Annotated in this window: 15 protein-coding genes; 7 read left to right on the plus strand and 8 right to left on the minus strand. The window is 71.9% G+C overall.

All coding sequences use genetic code 11. The annotated features are described in order from the left end of the window. Window positions 1-6 precede the first annotated feature (6 nt). Window positions 7-636 (minus strand): LppU/SCO3897 family protein, encoded by a 630-nt coding sequence (locus OG943_RS32380; RefSeq protein ID WP_328604710.1) that lies wholly within the window; start codon window positions 634-636, stop codon window positions 7-9. Between the two features lie 89 nt (window positions 637-725). Here OG943_RS32380 and OG943_RS32385 point away from each other — a divergent pair, with 89 nt between their 5' ends. After that, the gene (locus OG943_RS32385) at window positions 726-2,372 is read left to right on the plus strand and encodes a DNA repair helicase XPB (protein WP_328604711.1); all 1,647 of its coding nucleotides are present in this window, start codon (window positions 726-728) and stop codon (window positions 2,370-2,372) included. A gap of 22 nt (window positions 2,373-2,394) precedes the next feature. On the opposite strand, the gene OG943_RS32390 is transcribed toward OG943_RS32385, so the two are convergent. Then, entirely contained in the window at window positions 2,395-3,873 is a 1,479-nt protein-coding gene (locus OG943_RS32390) for an MFS transporter (RefSeq protein WP_328604712.1), read from the minus strand. Window positions 3,874-3,952: 79 nt separating this feature from the next. Between OG943_RS32390 and OG943_RS32395 the strand changes: the two genes are divergently transcribed. From OG943_RS32395 to OG943_RS32405, 3 genes are all read left to right on the plus strand, one after another. Beyond that, window positions 3,953-4,693, plus strand: coding sequence for a TetR/AcrR family transcriptional regulator (locus tag OG943_RS32395; protein ID WP_328604713.1), 741 nt, complete (start codon window positions 3,953-3,955; stop codon window positions 4,691-4,693). A 208-nt stretch (window positions 4,694-4,901) separates the two neighbouring features. Then, complete coding sequence (locus tag OG943_RS32400; RefSeq protein ID WP_328604714.1) at window positions 4,902-5,663, plus strand: DUF4253 domain-containing protein; 762 nt, start codon at window positions 4,902-4,904, stop codon at window positions 5,661-5,663. A gap of 742 nt (window positions 5,664-6,405) precedes the next feature. Further along, window positions 6,406-7,284, plus strand: coding sequence for a DUF72 domain-containing protein (locus OG943_RS32405; RefSeq protein WP_328604715.1), 879 nt, complete (start codon window positions 6,406-6,408; stop codon window positions 7,282-7,284). Between the two features lie 407 nt (window positions 7,285-7,691). Here OG943_RS32405 and OG943_RS32410 read toward each other — a convergent pair whose 3' ends face one another. Continuing rightward, window positions 7,692-10,499 carry an AfsR/SARP family transcriptional regulator gene (locus tag OG943_RS32410; RefSeq protein WP_328604716.1) on the minus strand — a complete coding sequence of 936 codons (2,808 nt, stop codon included), beginning with the start codon at window positions 10,497-10,499 and terminating at the stop codon, window positions 7,692-7,694. Window positions 10,500-10,564: 65 nt separating this feature from the next. On the opposite strand from OG943_RS32410, the gene OG943_RS32415 reads away from it, so the two are divergent. After that, the gene (locus OG943_RS32415) at window positions 10,565-11,500 is read left to right on the plus strand and encodes an o-succinylbenzoate synthase (protein ID WP_328604717.1); all 936 of its coding nucleotides are present in this window, start codon (window positions 10,565-10,567) and stop codon (window positions 11,498-11,500) included. A 7-nt stretch (window positions 11,501-11,507) separates the two neighbouring features. Here OG943_RS32415 and OG943_RS32420 read toward each other — a convergent pair whose 3' ends face one another. Both OG943_RS32420 and OG943_RS32425 read right to left on the minus strand, forming a co-directional pair. Beyond that, window positions 11,508-12,302, minus strand: coding sequence for a transporter substrate-binding domain-containing protein (locus tag OG943_RS32420; RefSeq protein ID WP_328612215.1), 795 nt, complete (start codon window positions 12,300-12,302; stop codon window positions 11,508-11,510). Beyond that, on the minus strand, window positions 12,299-13,069 hold the full coding sequence (locus OG943_RS32425; protein ID WP_328604718.1) for a nucleotidyltransferase domain-containing protein: 771 nt from the start codon (window positions 13,067-13,069) through the stop codon (window positions 12,299-12,301). The genes OG943_RS32420 and OG943_RS32425 overlap by 4 nt, the downstream gene beginning before the upstream one ends. Window positions 13,070-13,203: 134 nt before the next feature. Between OG943_RS32425 and OG943_RS32430 the strand changes: the two genes are divergently transcribed. After that, complete coding sequence (locus OG943_RS32430; protein ID WP_328604719.1) at window positions 13,204-13,464, plus strand: PspC domain-containing protein; 261 nt, start codon at window positions 13,204-13,206, stop codon at window positions 13,462-13,464. A gap of 309 nt (window positions 13,465-13,773) precedes the next feature. After that, window positions 13,774-14,103, plus strand: coding sequence for a hypothetical protein (locus OG943_RS32435; protein WP_328604720.1), 330 nt, complete (start codon window positions 13,774-13,776; stop codon window positions 14,101-14,103). A 62-nt stretch (window positions 14,104-14,165) separates the two neighbouring features. On the opposite strand, the gene groL is transcribed toward OG943_RS32435, so the two are convergent. From groL to OG943_RS32450, 3 genes are all read right to left on the minus strand, one after another. Continuing rightward, a complete protein-coding gene (gene groL / locus OG943_RS32440; protein WP_328604721.1) occupies window positions 14,166-15,794 on the minus strand; it encodes a chaperonin GroEL in 1,629 nt (542 codons plus the stop codon). 243 nt (window positions 15,795-16,037) lie between these two features. Next, window positions 16,038-17,675: a serine/threonine-protein kinase gene (locus OG943_RS32445; protein ID WP_328604722.1), complete on the minus strand. Its 1,638-nt coding sequence runs from the start codon at window positions 17,673-17,675 to the stop codon at window positions 16,038-16,040. A gap of 68 nt (window positions 17,676-17,743) precedes the next feature. Then, on the minus strand, window positions 17,744-17,950 hold the full coding sequence (locus OG943_RS32450; protein WP_328604723.1) for a cold-shock protein: 207 nt from the start codon (window positions 17,948-17,950) through the stop codon (window positions 17,744-17,746). Window positions 17,951-18,001 lie beyond the last annotated feature (51 nt).

The raw sequence follows: 18,001 nt of genomic DNA on the forward strand, positions 1-18,001 counted from the left end.
GCCCGGCTAGATGTTCTCGCCGGCCGGGACCAGGCAAACCGTCCGCGCCGGCGGGCCCGCGTACGCGAGGGCAGTGGCGGCGGCGTCGCACTGGCTGTCGTCGCCGTCGTGCACGCTGGCGCGGGCCTCCGCGGCCGGGTCGGTGCAGGTCACCTTGCGCACCGACGTCTCGTCGTCGACATCGCGCAGGCAGTCGCCCGAGGAGACGTTGAGGGCGAGGCAGAGCGTTTCGTCCGGCGTGGAGCGGGAGCTGCGGGACGAACCGCTGAAGACCTGGAAACGGACGTAGTCGCCGCCGTGGCAGGTCGAGGAGCCCTCGACGACGTTGTCCACCCGGTAGGTCGCGCGCTGCTCCGAACAGCCGGCCCCGTGGTACGACTGCGTGCCGAGGCTCTCGTCGCTGAGGTAGAGGCAGCTGCCCGCCGTCGGCGGACCGGCCGAGCGCGCGATCGCGGCCACCCCGAACGCGGCCAGCGAGCCGAGCCCCAGCGCGACCACGACGGCGCCGCCGAGCACCGCCTTCACCTTGGTGCTGAGCGGCCCCGGCCGTCCCGGCATCGGCGGGGGCTGCGGCGCGTAGCCCGGGGGCTGGAACGGATTGCCTGCCGACGGGACGCCGAACGGTGGTGTGCTCAAGGGGCCCCTCCCAATGGTCCTGGCGATCATCTTGGCATCCGCGGGCCCGCGACGGGAGGGACGGGCGCGCGGGAACGTATAAAGGACAGGTGACTGATGGCCCCCTGATCGTCCAGTCCGACAAGACCGTGCTGCTCGAGGTCGACCACGCGCAGGCCGACGACGCGCGGATCGCCATCGCGCCGTTCGCCGAGCTGGAGCGCGCCCCCGAACACGTCCACACCTACCGGATCACGCCGCTGGCGCTGTGGAACGCGCGTGCCGCCGGGCACGACGCGGAGCAGGTCGTCGACGCGCTGACCACGTACTCCCGCTTCCCGGTGCCGCAGCCGCTGCTGATCGACGTCGTCGACGTGATGGGCCGGTTCGGCCGGCTGCAGATCGCCAACCACCCGGCGCACGGCCTGGTGATGTCCACCACTGACCGCGCGGTGCTGGAGGAGGTGTCGCGCCACAAGAAGATCAGCCCGATGCTGGGCGCGCGCGTCGACCCGGACACCGTCATCGTGCACCCGTCCGAACGCGGGCGGCTCAAGCAGGCGCTGCTGAAGGTCGGCTGGCCGGCCGAGGACCTCGCGGGCTACGTCGACGGCGAGGCGCACCCGATCGACCTCGACGAGCGGGACTGGGAGCTGCGCGACTACCAGCGCCGCGCGGCCGAAGCGTTCTGGGCCGGCGGCTCCGGCGTCGTCGTGCTGCCGTGCGGCGCGGGCAAGACGCTCGTCGGCGCGGCCGCGATGGCGCGGGCCAAGGCGACCACGCTGATCCTGGTGACCAACACCGTCGCGGGGCGGCAGTGGAAACGCGAGCTGGTCGCGCGCACGTCGCTGACGGAGGAGGAGATCGGCGAGTACTCCGGGGAGAAGAAGGAGATCCGGCCGGTCACCATCGCCACATACCAGGTGGTCACCCGCAAGACCAAGGGCGAGTACCGCCACCTGGAGCTGTTCGACTCCCGCGACTGGGGCCTGGTCGTCTACGACGAGGTCCACCTGCTGCCCGCCCCGGTCTTCCGGATGACGGCGGACCTCCAGTCGCGGCGTCGCCTCGGCCTCACGGCCACGCTGGTCCGCGAGGACGGCCGTGAGGGCGACGTATTCTCCCTGATCGGCCCGAAGCGCTACGACGTGCCGTGGCGCGACATCGAGGCGCAGGGCTGGATCGCGCCCGCGGAGTGCACCGAAGTGCGGGTCACCCTCACCGACGCCGAGCGCCTCGCGTACGCCACGGCGGAGGCGGAGGAGCGCTACAAGCTCGCCGCCACGGCCATGACGAAGACCCCGGTGATCAAGTCCATTGTGGAGCGTCACGCCGGCGAGCCGACCCTGGTGATCGGCGCGTACCTCGACCAGCTGGAGATGCTGGGCGACGAGCTGGACGCCCCGGTGATCCAGGGCTCGACCAGGAACAAGGAACGCGAGGAGCTGTTCGACCGCTTCCGCCGCGGTGAGCTGCGGACGCTGGTGGTGTCCAAGGTGGCGAACTTCTCGATCGACCTCCCGGAAGCCTCGGTGGCAATCCAGATCTCCGGCACGTTCGGCTCGCGCCAGGAGGAGGCCCAGCGCCTGGGCCGGCTGCTGCGTCCCAAGGCCGACGGCCGTCAGGCGCACTTCTACTCGATCGTCTCGCGGGACACCGTCGACACCGAGTACGCGGCCCACCGCCAGCGTTTCCTGGCCGAACAGGGCTACGCCTACCACATCGTGGACGCCGAGGACCTGCGGCGGCCGCTGTAGTTCTCGGCGGTTTTCGGGGCGGCTAGGCGGGTTCTGACGGGCCCGCCTGGTCGTCCGCGGCACCGCGCATGCGGAGGAACGCCCACCCGACGAGCGCCGCGGCCACGACGGTGAGCACGAGGCCGGAAATGGTGGCGGCCGCTTGGAACTGCGCGGCCTGCTGGGCGCTCCAGTTCGAGGTGGCGATGCTGCCGGTGAACAGCGCGGCGAGGATCGTGCCGGTGACGGCGATGCCGACGGCGGAGGTGACCTCGGTGGCGGTGTCGACCAGCGCCGCGCCGATCGTGCTCCGGTTCTTCGGCAGGCCACGGAGCACGTTGACCCCGGCGACCGCGCCGACGACGCGCATCCCGGCGGCCTCGATCACGAGCGCGATGGCGACCCACACGTAGCCGAAGCTGTTCATCAGGGCGTAGACGGCGAGCCCGAGCACCACCGCGGTGGCGCTGAGCCAGGCGGCCCGCTCGAGGCCGACCCGTTCCACGAACGGATTCACGAACCGGCCGCCCGCGAGGAGGACCACCACCTGCGGCAGCATGCCGATGGCCGCGAGCGTCGGCGACCACCCCCAGGCGAGCTGCAGCTGCAGCGTCACCAGGTAGCCGAGGCCGGCCGTCGCCAGCCCGGACGCGGCCTTGTAGGCCAGGCCGCTGGAGACCAGCGGACGGGCGACGAGCTTCAGGTCGAGCAGCGGGTAGCGCGCCGAAAGCTGGCGCAGGGCAAAGAGAATCGCCGCGACGACGGCCATGGCGGCGGCCGTCCACGGCAGCCACGAGCCGGTGCCTTCGTTCACGAACAGCGTGGGGGCGACGAGGGCGAGCAGGACCGTCGCGGTGCCCAGCACCGCACCGAGGACGTCCACCGGGTCCCGGTGCAGATCGGCCGGGTCGTCCGCGGCGATGCCGGCTCGGATGCCGATGATCGCGAGCACGGCGATCGGCACGTTGACCAGCAGCAGGACCTGCCACGGCGCGATGGCGAGCACGAGGCCGCCCGCCGTCGGGCCGAGCGCGAGCCCGACCATGCCCACGGTGGAGATGACGGTCATGGCCCGGACGCGCAGGCTGTCCGACTCGAACAGCCGGAACGCCAGCGCCATCGAGCCCGGCGTGGTCATCGCCGCCGCGACGCCCATCAGCACCCGCACGCCGACCAGCTGCTCCGCGCTGGTGACGAAGGCGGTCGCCAGGCTCGCGACGCCCAGCAGCACCAGGCCGATGAGCATGACCCGCCGTCGGCCGAACCGGTCGGCGATCGCGCCGAACGCCAGCATCAGCCCGCCGAACACGACCGAGTAAGCGCCCGTCACCCACTGCAGCGCGAGGGTCGAAGCGTGCAGGTCGTGGCCGATCGTGGGCAGCGCGACGTTCAGGATCGAGTTGTCCAGCATCTCGAACAGGAACACCGCGGACAGCCCGGCCAGAGCGACCCAGGCCTCGCGCAGGGATTGGGGAGAGCCGGGCGGCCGGATCTGTAGTGGTTCGGGTCTTTGGACGCTCATGGGCGCTCCTTCCGTGGATTCGGTACGAACACCGTTCTATATCTGAACAGTGTTCGCGTCAAGTGGTATAGTCGGAGACATGGCTGACAGGAGCGCTTCGCGCGGCATTTCCCGTGACCAGTGGGCGGCACAGATCGCGGCCCTGGACGACACGCGGGCCGTGTCCCGGTCCCGCAAAGCCCCCATCACGGTCGGCCGAATCGTGGACACCGCGTTCCAGCTCGTCGAGGCCGAAGGGTTCGAGGCCCTGACGATGCGCCGCGTCGCCGCCGCGCTGCAGACCGGTCCGTCATCGCTGTACGCGCACGTGCGCAACAAGGCGGAGCTGGACGATCTGCTGATCGGTGAGCTGTGCGCCAAGGTGACGTTGCCCACGCCGGACCCCGCGCAGTGGAAGGAGCAGGTCCTCGACGTCTGCCGGCAGCTGCGCGACCAGTACCTCCGGTACCCGGGGATCTCGCGCGCCGCGTTGGCGGGCACCCCGAACAGCCTGGACACCCTTCGCATCGGCGAGGGCCTGCTCACGATCCTGCTGACCGGAGGGGTGTCGCCGCAGTCCGCCGCGTGGGCGAGCGATGCCGCGTTCCTCTACGTCAGCGCCCACAGCTTCGAGGCGTCGCTGCGGCAGAGTCCCGGCGAGGACGGCGACGGGAAAGCGATCGACAAGGCCGAGATCGTCGAGCGGTTCAAGATGCTGCCCGAGAGCCGCTTCCCGAACACGGTCGCGTACGCGCGGGAGCTGACCCACGGCGACGAACACGACCGGTTCGACTTCACCCTCGAGCTGCTTCTCCGAGGGCTCACCACGGCCAGGTCGTAGGACGCCGCCACCCGATTGCCGCATCGTTCACAGCAGTCACAGCAGCCCCCTCCGACACTGATTTCCTCGCCGGTCTCGTCCCATTGGCGCTCTGACCTGCATCTTTTCCGATTCACTCGAACGGATGAGCGACCAGAACCCTGGAAATTGTCGGACCCTCGAACTACTGTTCGACATGCACTACCGAACGCCAGTTCGAGGGGAAGCCATGACGATCGCACCGTTCCGCCCCGGCCTCGGGGCCCCACCGGTTCAGACCCTGCCGCCCGGGCGGTGGCACGGGCGCATCTGGGTGTCCGACGAGCCGCTCGCCCGGCCCGAGCGGTATCTCAGCTGCGTCGCGGAGTTCGACCGGTCCGGCCTCTGGCCCGTGCTGATCCCGCACGACCAGCGCTTCGCCGCGCGCGGCGAGGACTGGCTGGACGACCGCGGCCACCTCGCCCCCGCCGGGCACCGCGTCGGGTCCGCCGACCCGGCCGAGGTCCTGGCGCGCTGGTGGGACAGCTCCTGCTGCGACGGCGCCTGCCTGCGCCCGTTCGGCGCGCGGTTCCCCGGCCTGGCCCGCCGTTCGCACCGCCGTTCCGACCCGCTGGCCGAGGCGGGCAACACCGGTTCCATCCTGTCCACCCGCACCCCGCACCGTCTCGGCCTGGTCCAGACCAGCCGCCCCGCCGACATCCCGGCCCACCTCGGCTGGACGGGCATGATCAAGGTGACCGACCAGGTCGCCGAGCTCTCCGCCGTCCTCCGCAGCTGGGAGGACCGGTTCGGGGCCACGCTGCTCAGCGTGGGCTTCGACTCGCTTGAGCTGTCGGTCTCCGCGCCCCCGCGCAACCAGGCCCGCGCCCTCACCGTCGCGGCTGAGCACCGCGCCTTCAGCCTGCCCACGTACCTCGCCCAGCCGGGCAACCTCCGGGAGTACGCGAGCGAGCTGGTCCAGTCCCGCCGGTGGAAGTTCTCGTGGGCCTGACCGACTGCCAACCGATGCCCTACTCGGACGGTCGTGTCCCGGCTGGTTCTTCGGCGCACCCGGCCGGGCGCCGGGGCGAGGCGGGTCGTAGGGAGGCGGGTCGTGGGGAGGCCGGTCGTGGGGAGGCCGGTCGTGGGGAGGCCGGTCGTGGGGAAGGCTCGCGCGCCGCCGCGAGCGCATGCCCGCCAGGGCCGCACCACTGGCCGCATCCCGGCGGTGAGTCCGCGCCACGCCGCCCGTGGGCGCGGCGGCGGGAGTCGACACCGGAGTCCCGCCCGGAGGCGCGCTGGCGGGAACCCGCACTGCCGCCTCGCCCGAAGATGCGGCGGCGGGAACCCGCGCTGCCGTCCGGCCCTGAGGTGCGGCGGCGAGAACCCGCACCTCCGGCCCGCCCGAAGATGCGGCGGCGGGAACCTGCGCTGCTGTCCGGTCCGGAGGTGCGGCGGCAAGAATCCACGCTGCCGTCCCATCCGAAGGCGCCGCGGAGAGAAGCCGCGCTGCCGTCCCACCCGGAGGCGAGGCGGCAGGAACCCACACCGCCGTCCCGCCCGGAGGCAAGGCGGCGGGAAGCCGCACCGTCACCCCATCCGGAGGCGCGATGGTTATGAGACGGGCGTCCCCGCGGTTGGGTCGGGTGTCCCGAAACGTGGTGCGGGCGTCCGGGCGCGTGCCGCGTGGGCGGGTTTACCGGAACCGGCCGCGGGGGAACACCCGGCGCGGCGGGACGGTGAGCAGAGGGACGGTGAGCGCGATCGGCGAGATTCGGGTCGGCACGTCGGGCTGGCGGTATCCGCCGTGGCGCAAGGAGTTCTACCCCGCGGGGCTGGTGCAGCGGCGCGAGTTGGAGTACCTCTCGCGGCGGTTGAACGCCGTCGAGATCAACGGGTCGTTCTACTCGCTGCAGCGGCCGGAGCGGTACCGCGCGTGGTTCGACGAGACACCGTCGGACTTCGTGTTCGCGGTGAAGGGCGGGCGGTTCATCACGCATCTCAAGCAGTTGCGTGACGTCGAGACGGCGCTGGCCAACTTCTACGCGTCCGGTGTGCTCGCGCTCGGCACGAAGCTGGGCCCGTTCCTGTGGCAGCTGCCGCCGCGGCTGGCGTTCGACCCGGACCGGGTCACGAGCTTCTTCGCGTTGCTGCCGCGGACCACCGCGGACGCGGCGAAGCTCGGGGCACGCCACGACACAAAGCTGAAGTCCGACCCGTACCTGGAGCCTGGCCCGGGGCGTCCCGTGCGGCACGCGCTGGAGGTCCGCCACCCGAGCTTCACCACGCCCGAGGCGCTGGCGCTGCTGCGTGAGCACGACGTCGCGCTGGTCGTCGCCGACAGCGGCGGCAAGTGGCCCTACGCAGAGGACCAGACCACTGACTTCAGCTACGTCCGGCTGCACGGCGACGTCGATCTCTACACCAGTGGCTACACCGAGCCCGCGCTCCGCCGCTGGGCCGCCAAAATCACCGGCTGGCACGACGACGGCCGCCGCGACGTCCACGTCCACTTCGACAACGACGTCAAAGTGGAGGCACCCCGCAACGCCCGCAAGCTGGCCGAACTCCTCGGTGTAGCGCCACCGTCACCGAACGACAAGACCGGCCGGCCCCCGCCCCATCCACAGTGAGCGAACAGTGAGCGGCTTCCGGTTGAGTGGGGCGTACGGATGCCGGTGGTCTGCCTGCTGTCTCTGGGGGTCGGCACGCAGACCGCCGCACCGCCTCCTTCTGGCCCAACGCCAACAGACGGCACTCACCACCACCCGCTCACGGCCGCCGTCGGCTGCACGACCACCGCCACCGGCTGGCATCGACCGGCATAATCGCCGCGACCGTGCCGATCGGCGAGTCCGGTGCCCGCGCTCATCGAAGCCTCGCCCGAGCCAGACCACGAGCAAGGTTCCTCAGCACCGCAGCCCAGCACAGCACAGCACGCGGACGCAGCACTCCGGCGCAGCACCCCGACACAGCACCGCAGCGCAGCAGCGCAGCAGCACAGCGCCGCCGCGCAGCAAGGCCGGCCACCCAACAGTCCTCAATGGACAGAAACCAGCGCCGCCAGCTTGGCCCGCACGTCATCAACATCCGGGTGACCGATATCGGTCAGCAACCGAACCGACCGGAGCCAGCAGTCGCGCGCGGCGGCGACGTGGCCGAGGCGCAGGTGGGCCGAGCCGAGCTGCGACAGTACGTCCGCGGCTTCGTACTGTTCGCCCATCGCGAAGAACATGTCGACGGCGTCGGACATGCACTCGATGCCCTCGCTGTGGCGGCCGAGGCCGAGCAGGGCCCGGCCGCGGGTGTGCAGCGAGTACCGGCCCTCACGCGGGTTGCCGCCGCGCGGGACCAGGGCCAGGGCCTCGTCGGCCAGGGAGAGCGCGCGCGGGTGGTCGCCCATCGTGGCGCAGAGGTCGCCGAGTGCCCGCAGCACGTTCGCTTCGAAACCGCCGAGCCGCAGGTCGCGGACGATCTGCAGGGCCTGCGTGCCGTGTTCGTACGCGCCGGGGAAGTCGTCGAGGCTGTTCGCCGTCATCACGAGGTTGTACTGCGCCCGCGCCTCCCCCTCGCGCGAGCCGAGCTCACGCTGGATCGCCAGCGCCTGCTCCAGGTAGTTCCGCGAAGACGCGTAGTCGCGCATCACCCCGTCGATCACGCCGAGGCCGTTGAGGATGCCCGCCTCGCCGTCGCGGTCGCCGGAGATCCGGGTGGCCCGCAGCGCCAGCTCGTACACCCCGCGCCAGGTGTCGATCCGCGCACGGCCGGCGAAGTACGTCTGCAGAAGCCAAGCCAGCTTCCAGCAGTGCGCGTACCGCCGCTGCCGGAACGCGAGGTGCACGGCCGTGACGAGGTTGCTGTACTCGTCGGCGAACCACCCGAGGGCGGCGTGGTAGTCCGCGAACTCCACTCCGCCGGTCCACTCACCAAGGTTGAGCGAGCGGTAGAAGCGGTCCGGCCGCATCGCGCGCGACGCGTTCAGCGCCGACCCGAGGTACCAGTCCAGCAGGCGGTCCAGCGCGGCGGCGCGGGACTCGTCGTCGTCCACGTGGTGCGCGAGCTCCGCCGCATACGCGCGGATGAGGTCGTGGAACTGGTACCGCCCGGGCTGCGGCTGCGAAAGCAGGTGCGCCGAGACGAGCGCGTCGAGCGCCGCCCGCGTGCCCACCGGGTCCCCGCCCGTGAGCGCGACCGCGGTCCCGGGCGTGAAGTCCGGGCCGGTGGGCAGGCCGAGCAGCCGCAGCAGCCGCGCGGCCGGCGGCGTCAGCGCGCGGTAGGAGTACGAGAACACCGAGCGGATGTTCGTCTCCTCGCCGTCACCGAGGTCGAACGAGCCCAGCCGGTCCGGCTCCGCGTCCAGCGCGGAGACGAACTGGCCCAGGGGGAAGTCCGGGAACTGCGCCGCGCGCACGGCGAGGATCCGGATCGCCAGCGGCAGCCCGCCGCAGTAGCGCACGAACCGCTCGGTCGCCGCCGGGTCGGCGTTCACGCGGTCGACGCCGATCGTCGACGCCAGCAGCTCCACCGCGTCCTCCTCGCCGAGCTGCGCCAGCGCGACCCGCCGCGCACCGTGCGTCGCGACGAGCGCGCGCAACTGCCAGCGGCTGGTGACCACCACCAGGCAGCCGGGGCCGGGCAGCAGCGGGCGCACCTGCTCGGTGCTGTTCGCGTTGTCCAGCACCAGCAACAGCCGCCGGCCGGCGGTGTGGGTGCGCCAGGTGGCCGCGCGCCCGTCGAGGTCCGCGGGGATCTGGTCGCACGGCACGCCGAGCGCCAGGATCATCGTCTCCAGCGCCGCGACCGGCTCCACCGGATCGCCCGGCCCGTAACCGCGCAGGTTGAGGTACACCTGCCCGCCGTGGAACTTCTCCGCGATCCCGTGCGCGAAGTGGACCGCCAGAGTCGTCTTTCCGATGCCCCCCATGCCTTCCACGGACGCGATGGGGGTCGAGGTGCCGTCGTCCAGCGCCTCGGGCAGGAGCGCGTGCAATGCCTTGAGGTCGGCTTCGCGCCCGGCGAACGCGCCGAGGTCGGCGGGCAGCTGGCGCGGCACCTGCGGCTGGACGGCCGGCCGGTAGCGCGCGGGGTCGAGGTCGTCCGGCTCCGCGCCGTTGAGCACCAGCCGGTGCACCCGCTGCAGGCCCGCGCCGGGGTCGAGCCCCAGCTCGTCGGCCAGCACGTCGCGGATCCGCCGGTAGACCTCCAGCGCCTCGGCCTGGCGGCCGGAGTGGAACAGCGCGAGCACCAGCTGTTCGTGCAGCCGCTCCCGCAGCGGGTTCTCCCTGGTCAGCCGGGTCAGCACGGGGACGACGGTGGTGTACTCGCCGACCGCCAGCAGCGCGTCGGCCCACTGCTCGCGCACGCGGGTGCGCTCCTCCGCGAGCTGGCCGGCCTCGTCTCGGTGCAGCGCCTCGGACTCGACGTTCTGCAGCGCCGGCCCCCGCCACTCGCCGAGCGCCTCGGCGAACAGCTCGGCCGCGCCCCGGTACGTCCCGCGCTCGGCGGCCGCGCGCCCGCGGGCGGCGAGCGCGCGGAACCGGCCGAGGTCGACCAGCTCCTCGTCGACCTCCAGCAGGTAGCCGCCGCGCTCCGTGCGGATCACCACGCCGTCGCCGAGCGCCCGGCGCAGCCGCAGCACATACGTCTGGAGCGCGCCCTTGGACCGGCGCCGGTCGTCGTCCCAGAGCCAGCGGCCCAGCTCGTCGACGGACACCACGCGGTTGGCCCGCAGCAGCAGGCCGGCCAGCACGATCAGCGGACGGCTGCCGCCCAGCGGCACGGCCCGGCCACCGGCCACGACCTCGGCCGGGCCGAGTACGCGAAAGTCCAGGCCGTCCACCCGCCCCATTCTGGTGGGTATCCGGCCGATCGGCACCCGAGTTCCGCCGGATCGGCGTGGCATGATCGAGCGCGATGAAGGTCTACGCGCTGCCGCTGCACAACCGGTTCCGGGGCATCACCGTCCGTGAGGGCCTGCTGCTGAAGGGTTCCGCGGGCTGGGGTGAGTTCTGCCCGTTCGCGGACTACTCGGACGCCGAGAGCGCGCCGTGGCTCGCCGCCGCGCTGGAGGCGAGCGAAACGGGCTGGCCGGCCCCGGTGCGCGACCGCATCGAGGTGAACACCACCGTCCCGGTGGTCACGCCGGAGCGCGCGTACGAGCTGGTCCGGGCCTCCGGCTGCCGGACGGCGAAGGTGAAGGTCGCCGACAAGCGCTCGACGCTCGCCGATGACTGCGCGCGCGTCGAAGCGGTCCGCGACGCGCTCGGCCCCGGCGGCGCCATCCGGGTCGACGCGAACACCGCCTGGGACGTCGGCACCGCCGTGCGCTCGATCACCGAGCTGGACAAGGCGGCCGGCGGCCTGGAGTACGCCGAGCAGCCGTGCCCGACGATCGAGGACCTCGCCACCGTCCGCCGTCGCGTCTCCGTGCGCATCGCGGCCGACGAGTCGATCCGCCGCGCCGAGGACCCGCTGAAGGTCGCCGTCGCCGGGGCCGCGGACATCGCCGTGCTGAAGGTCGCGCCCCTCGGCGGCGTCCGCCGCGCACTGGAGGTGGCCGAGGCCTGCGGGCTGCCGTGTGTGGTGTCGTCCGCGGTGGAGACGAGCGTCGGCCTGGCCGCCGGGCTCGCCCTCGCCGGGGCGCTGCCGGAACTCGGCTTCGCCTGTGGCCTCGGCACGATCTCCCTGCTGACCGGCGACGTCAGCAGCACTTCACTGTCCCCTGTGGACGGTTACCTGCCGGTTCTGCGACAGGCGCCGGAACCGGACCGCTTCACGTCGTTCCCCGCCTCGCCGGACGTCACCGCGGCGTGGGAAGACCGGCTGTCCCGCGTCCGCGCGCTGCTCTGAAAACGGCTCAGCCAAGCCAAGGCCGCGTGACGCGCGCGTACGTGCCGTCCTCACGCACCTCCAGCAGCCACTGGTCCACGAACTGCCGGAAGGCGTCCTCGCCGCGGGGCAGCAGGTAGGCCTTCTCCTCGTGGGTGAACGGCTGGTCCGGGTGCACCGCGCACAACTGCGGGTGCTGCCGCGCCTGCCAGCGCGTCTCGGACGCGTCGGTGATCATCAGGTCCGCGCGGCCGCTGATGAGCTGCTCGAAGATCGTGTTGTTGTCCGGGTACCGCACGATGGTCGCGTGGTGCAGGTTCGCCGTCGCGTACTGGTCGTTGGTGCCGCCGGGGTTGACGATCACGCGCACGCCGGCGCGGTCGATCTGCTGCGGCGTCGAGTACTTCGCAACGTCCGCGCAGCGCGTGATCGGGGTCTTGCCGTCACGCAGGTACGGCGTGGTGAACAGCGCCGTCCGGGCGCGGGCGGGGGTCACCGACACGCCGCCCATCACCAGGTCGCAGCGGTTCCCGACGTCGGCGGCCACCTTCGCCCAGGTGGTCCGGACCAGTGTGAGGCGGGTGCCGAGCCGCCGCGCGAGGTCCGCGGCGAGGTCCACGTCGATGCCGCTCCACCGGCCGGCCGGGTCGAGGTAGGTGAACGGCCGGTAGTCGCCGGTGCTGCACACGCGCAGCTCGCCACGCTCGACGACCTCGCCGAGCCGGCCGGGGCCGTCACGCCCGGGGGCCGCTGCCGCCGTGCCGACTCCCAGCACGACCAGCAGGACCACCCCGAGCGCGACGACCCTCGTTTTGATCATCAGGCCATCTTCCACGCCGCCACGTGCGCGCGCACCAGCCACGCGTCGGCCCACTCGCGGTCCGGGGCCTCCGGCAGCGGCGACGTCCGCGTGGTCAGCGTCTCGAGCTTCGCCTCCAGCTCGGCGGCGGCCTCGACGGCTTCGGCCTGCGTGTGCCGGCCTTGGCGCAGGTCACACAGCCAGGTGAGCCACGGCTCGGGGAGCGGCAGCGTCATGCGGCCGGTCTCGAGCAGCTCGACGCCCTGGACGCCGAGCCGGACCATGTGCATCGCGTACTTCGTGTCGAAGCCGTACTTCTCGATCAGCTCCGGCCGGTTGACCTTGATGTTGCCCTCGACCATCCGGCGCCGCTGCGAGCGCAGGTAACCGGCGAACCGCGGGCCGGCCTGGCGCGAGACGATGCGGTGCGCGTTCGCCCGCAGCTCGTGGCCGAGGTCGGTGATGCGCACGATCTCGGCGTCCGGCGCGAAGAGCGGCAGCACGACGGTCGGGTTGCCGGTGAGCGCCAGGCGCATCCACTTGCGCAGCGAGTAGACGATCAGGTCGAGGTCGCCCGGACCCGACCGGACGCCTTCGGGCTGCGTGCGGAAGATGTACTGCTCGAACCGGCGCGTGCCCACCACGTACTCGGCGGGCTCGAGGCACAGGCCCATCTCGTCCCGGTCGTCCTGGCCCTCGACGGCCGTGCCGTGCAGGCCGGAGCCCACCTGGCAGCGCAGGATGGTGCCGCGCTCGGCGATCTCGGCGAATTCGGGGTTGTTGTGCTTCACCAGAATGGTTCTACCGGCGCGGGGGCCGCGGGGGCATCCGGTTTTCCCTGAGGCGGACTCAGGGTCGGAGTCCAGGGTCGGCCTCCGGGCCGTTCCCCGATGTGCCAGTACCCGTGACGCCGCAGGATTAAGCCATGACAAACAGCGTGTACACCCCGGAAACCAAGAAGCTCTTCCGCAGCCGCACCGACCGCAAGCTGACCGGCGTCTGCGCCGGCTGGGCCGACTACCTGGGCGTCGACCCGTCGATGGTGCGCATCGCCGCGGTGACCGGCGCGGTGCTCTCGGCCGGCATCGTCCTCCCGGTCTACGCCGCGGCCGCCTTCCTGACGCCCGACTCGGCCACTCCGGCTGACACCGCCGACTCGGCCACCCCGGCCGACACGGCCGCCTGACCCACCCGGGCGCCGGCCGCAGGGGGTCCGGCGCCCACCCCTCAACCGCGAACGGGGGTTCGCGACGAGGGACAGGGGAAACGGGGTGCACGCCCCAAAGGGGGAGGACGGAAGGGCCCGGATGCTGGGGAGCGTCCGGGCCCTTCCTCATGCGCGGGGTTCATCGGCGGGCCAGCGGGCGAGCCGGAACAGTGCGCCCTGAAGGCCACCTTCAGGGCATAGAGGTCCCTGAAGGTGGCCTTCAGGGACCACCCCGCTCGGTCACGCAGGCGGCCGGAACGGGAACCGCCGCACCCGCGTCCCACTGCTATGACCTATTCGCCGGTTCCTGGTTCCGTCGTCACCGCGCGGGCGGTGGTGTGCACGCTCGGCGGGCTGCTCATCCTCGGGGCCGGCGCGGTATCGCTGCTGCTGCTGGGATTCAGCGCGATGTGCACCGACGACGGGGACACCAGTGACTGCGCGGGCGCCGTCGCGTTCGCGTTCAGCCCGATTGGGGCCGTGCTGCCGACGGCCGTCGCCGCGATCGTGGTCGTCTGCCGGACCCGGCGGGCCGGGATGGCCTGGGGCTGGGGCCTCGGGCTGCTCGCCGCCGGGCTGCTGGTGCCGGCCGTGGCCTTCGCGTTCCTTACCGCGTAAAAGAAAAAGCCCGGCCCGCCGAAGCGGACCGGGCTTTCCCGGGTGAAGCGAGTAGCCCGAACTCAGAAGTCCATGCCACCCATGCCACCGGACGGGTCGGCCGGAGCGGCGGAAGCCTTCTCCGGCTTGTCCGCGACGACAGCCTCGGTGGTCAGGAACAGCGCCGCGATGGAGGCGGCGTTCTGCAGCGCGGAGCGGGTGACCTTCGTCGGGTCCGGCACGCCGGCGGCGAGCAGGTCCTCGTAGACACCCGTGGCGGCGTTCAGGCCGTGGCCCTGCGGGAGGGACTTGACCTTCTCCGCCACAACGCCGCCCTCGAGGCCGGCGTTGATCGCGATCTGCTTGAGCGGCGCCTCGACGGCGACCTTGACGATGTTGGCACCAGTGGCCTCGTCGCCCTCGAGCTTCAGGCCCGCGAACGCGGCCTCGGCGGCCTGGATCAGGGCCACGCCACCACCGGCGACGATGCCCTCTTCCACGGCGGCCTTGGCGTTGCGCACCGCGTCCTCGATGCGGTGCTTGCGCTCCTTGAGCTCGACCTCGGTCGCGGCACCGGCCTTGATGACGGCAACGCCGCCGGCCAGCTTCGCGAGCCGCTCCTGCAGCTTCTCACGGTCGTAGTCGGAGTCCGAGTTCTCGATCTCCGCACGGATCTGGTTGACGCGACCCTGGATCTGGTCGGCGTCGCCCGCGCCCTCGACGATCGTGGTCTCGTCACGGGTGATCACGGCCTTGCGGGCCCGGCCCAGCAGCGCCAGGTCCGCGTTCTCCAGCTTGAGGCCGACGTCCTCCGAGATCACCTGGCCACCGGTCAGGATCGCGATGTCCTGCAGGATGGCCTTGCGGCGGTCACCGAAGCCCGGCGCCTTGACGGCGACGGACTTGAAGGTGCCACGGATCTTGTTGACGACGAGGGTGGCCAGGGCTTCGCCCTCGACGTCCTCGGCGATGATCAGCAGCGGCTTGCCGGACTGGATGACCTTCTCCAGCAGCGGCAGGACGTCCTTGACGTTCGAGATCTTGGAACCGAAGAGCAGGACGTAGGGGTCCTCCAGCTCGGCTTCCTGGCGCTCCGGGTCGGTCACGAAGTAACCGGACACGTAGCCCTTGTCGAAGCGCATGCCCTCGGTGAGCTCGAGCTCCAGGCCGAAGGTGTTCGACTCCTCGACGGTGACGACGCCTTCCTTGCCGACCTTGTCCAGCGCCTCGGCGATCAGCTCGCCGATGGTGCGGTCAGCGGCCGAGATCGAGGCGGTAGCAGCGATCTGCTCCTTGGTCTCGATCTGGACGGCCATCTTGTGCAGCTGCTCGGTGATGGCCTCGACGGCCGCCTCGATGCCCCGCTTGAGGCTGATCGGGTCGGCACCCGCGGCGACGTTGCGCAGACCCTCGCGCACGAGCGCCTGGGCGAGCACGGTGGCGGTGGTGGTGCCGTCACCCGCGACGTCGTCGGTCTTCTTGGCAACTTCCTTGACGAGCTCGGCCCCGATCTTCTCCCACGGGTCTTCGAGCTCGATCTCCTTGGCGATGGAGACACCGTCGTTGGTGATGGTCGGCGCGCCCCACTTCTTCTCGAGCACGACGTTGCGGCCACGGGGGCCAAGCGTCACCTTGACGGCTTCGGCGAGGATGTTCAGGCCGCGCTCAAGACCGCGGCGGGCGTCCTCGTCGAACGCGATCAATTTGGCCATAACGGTGTGGTCCTCCGGTATTGGGCGCCACCGCCGCGCTCTGTGTGTCAGCAGCGGCGGCAGCAGGACTCTTCCTCGGCCAGGCTCGGTGCCCGCGACGGACGACCAGCCACTGGGGCCAGCCTCACCGTCCCGACCTTCAGGCGAGCAGTCGGTGACCACCCGCCTGGCACTCAACGGCGTCGAGTGCCAATGCCGTGTTTAGCACTCACCGGGTGAGAGTGCAAGAAGCGCAGGTCAGCGTCAGTGGCTCGGTTGGATCGAGATCGACGTCGGCGGCGCCTTGAGCGAAGTCGAGGGCACGCCGGACTGCGACCCGCCCGGGCCGACCGGGATGTTGGGCGCGGTCGTGGGGTCGGTGCCGCCGCCGCTGCCACCGGTGTTGCCGAACAGGAAGATCGCGCCGACGACCAGGCCGGCGAGCACGAGCACGCCCAGCCCGATCCACAGCCACTTCAGCCCGCCGCCGCTCTTCGACTGCTGGAACGCGCTGGGCCCGGCCGCGGGTGACGGCGGCCGCAGCCGCATCGGGTCACCGGGCGGCCCGTAGCCCTGGGGCGGCATGCCGTAGCCCGGCTGCTGGCCCGGGTAGCCGCCGTAGCCCGGCTGCTGGTGTCCTTGCTGGAATCCCTGGGGCGGCATCCCGGGCTGGCCGGGGTAACCGCCGTAGCCGGGAGGCGGGCCTTGCGACGGGGCGCCGTGCGGCGGGCCGACGGGGCCGTTCGGCGCGCCGGGAGCACCCCAGCCGGAGCCGGGACCGCCGACGCCGGGCCCGGCCGCGCCGGGACCACCGCCGAGCCCGCCCTGGCCACCTGGTCCGGACCACGCGTTCATCGCACCGCTCTGGCTACTGGCGCCGTCCATGCCGCCTTGCCCCGGAGCGCCCTGGCCGGGTCCGCCGGGCCCCTGCTGTCCGTACCCCGGCGGCGGCTGCTGTCCTCCGTACGGCTGCATGGAGGCCCCCTCTCCCGGCGTCCCCGGGGGCGGCCCGGCGACCGGAAGCGAGCCCGGCGGCCCCGGCGGTGTGTCCGAAGTGGCCAGCGGCCCCAGCGCCGTCCGCGCGGCGGCGACCATCGCGACGCAGTTCGGGTAGCGGTCGGCCGGGCTCTTGGCCATGCCCTTGCGGACGACGTCGTCGAGGGCGGCGGGCAGTCCCACCACCCGCGCCACCGACGGGGGCTCGCCGTTGAGGTGGCCCTTGATCACGGTCGGCACGTCGCCCTTGAACGGCGGGCTGCCGGTGAGGCAGGCGAAGAGCACGCAGGTCAGCGCGTACTGGTCGGTGCGCCCGTCCAGCGGCTCCCCGCGCAGGTGCTCGGGCGCGGCGTAGGTGGGCGAGCCGAGGAAGTCGCCGCCGCGGGTGCGGTGGCCGGTGGCGCCGCGGCGGGTCAGGCCGAAGTCGGCCACGTAGACGTGCTCGCGCGAGGTCTCGCGGCTGGTGACGAGGACGTTGGCGGGCTTGACGTCGAGGTGGACCAGACCACGGTTGTGCAGTGTGTCGAGGGCGTCCGCGACCTGGTCGAGCAGGGACAGCGCCCGCGCGGGCGCGATCGGGCCCCCGGAGATCAGGCCGGCCAGGTCGCCGCCGTCGACCATGCGCATGGCGATGTAGAGCATGCCGTCGAGCTCGCCGAAGTCGTACAACGGCACGATGTTGGCGTGGTCGATGGCGGAGGTGTTGCGGGCTTCGTCGACGAAGCGCTCGCGGAACTCGGCATCGGCCCCGAGGTGGTCACCGATGATCTTCAGCGCCACTTTGCGGCCCAGCCGGACGTCCGTGGCCTTGTAGGTCACGCTCATGCCGCCCTTGCCGAGCACCGAGTCGATGCGGTAATTGCCCAGCCGTCGACCGGTGAGGTCCCCCGACACGTCGCCTGTCACGCTGCGCAGCTTAACGCCCGGGAATCCGCAGCCACTGCCGGTTCGCCCAACCGGTCAGGCGCTTCGATTCAAGAGACCTTCCGGACGTCCGCGGCCTGACTTCGGCCGTCGCTGCCGGACTGGACCTCGAACTCCACGCGATCACCCTCGTTGAGCGTGCGGAACCCGTCGGCCTGGATCGCCGAGTAGTGCACGAAGACGTCGGGGCCTTCGGCGGATTCGATGAACCCGTAGCCCTTTTCCGAGTTGAACCATTTGACGGTGCCGACAGCCACGGCGCCCTCCCTGGGGACAAGATCCACTGTCCGGTAGCGACTGGAAGTGCG

The sequence above is a fragment of the Amycolatopsis sp. NBC_00345 genome (genome assembly GCF_036116635.1).
In the GTDB taxonomy this organism is placed as follows: Bacteria; Actinomycetota; Actinomycetes; order Mycobacteriales; family Pseudonocardiaceae; genus Amycolatopsis.

What these genes read in the sequence shown, in the direction of transcription:
- OG943_RS32390 (WP_328604712.1), bottom strand. Translation starts at nt 3,873, where the DNA reads ATGAGCGTCCAAAGACCCGAACCACTACAGATCCGGCCGCCCGGCTCT.
- OG943_RS32395 (WP_328604713.1), top strand. Translation starts at nt 3,953, where the DNA reads ATGGCTGACAGGAGCGCTTCGCGCGGCATTTCCCGTGACCAGTGGGCG.
- OG943_RS32400 (WP_328604714.1), top strand. Translation starts at nt 4,902, where the DNA reads ATGACGATCGCACCGTTCCGCCCCGGCCTCGGGGCCCCACCGGTTCAG.
- OG943_RS32410 (WP_328604716.1), bottom strand. Translation starts at nt 10,499, where the DNA reads ATGGGGCGGGTGGACGGCCTGGACTTTCGCGTACTCGGCCCGGCCGAG.
- OG943_RS32415 (WP_328604717.1), top strand. Translation starts at nt 10,565, where the DNA reads ATGAAGGTCTACGCGCTGCCGCTGCACAACCGGTTCCGGGGCATCACC.
- OG943_RS32430 (WP_328604719.1), top strand. Translation starts at nt 13,204, where the DNA reads ATGACAAACAGCGTGTACACCCCGGAAACCAAGAAGCTCTTCCGCAGC.
- OG943_RS32435 (WP_328604720.1), top strand. Translation starts at nt 13,774, where the DNA reads ATGACCTATTCGCCGGTTCCTGGTTCCGTCGTCACCGCGCGGGCGGTG.
- groL (WP_328604721.1), bottom strand. Translation starts at nt 15,794, where the DNA reads ATGGCCAAATTGATCGCGTTCGACGAGGACGCCCGCCGCGGTCTTGAG.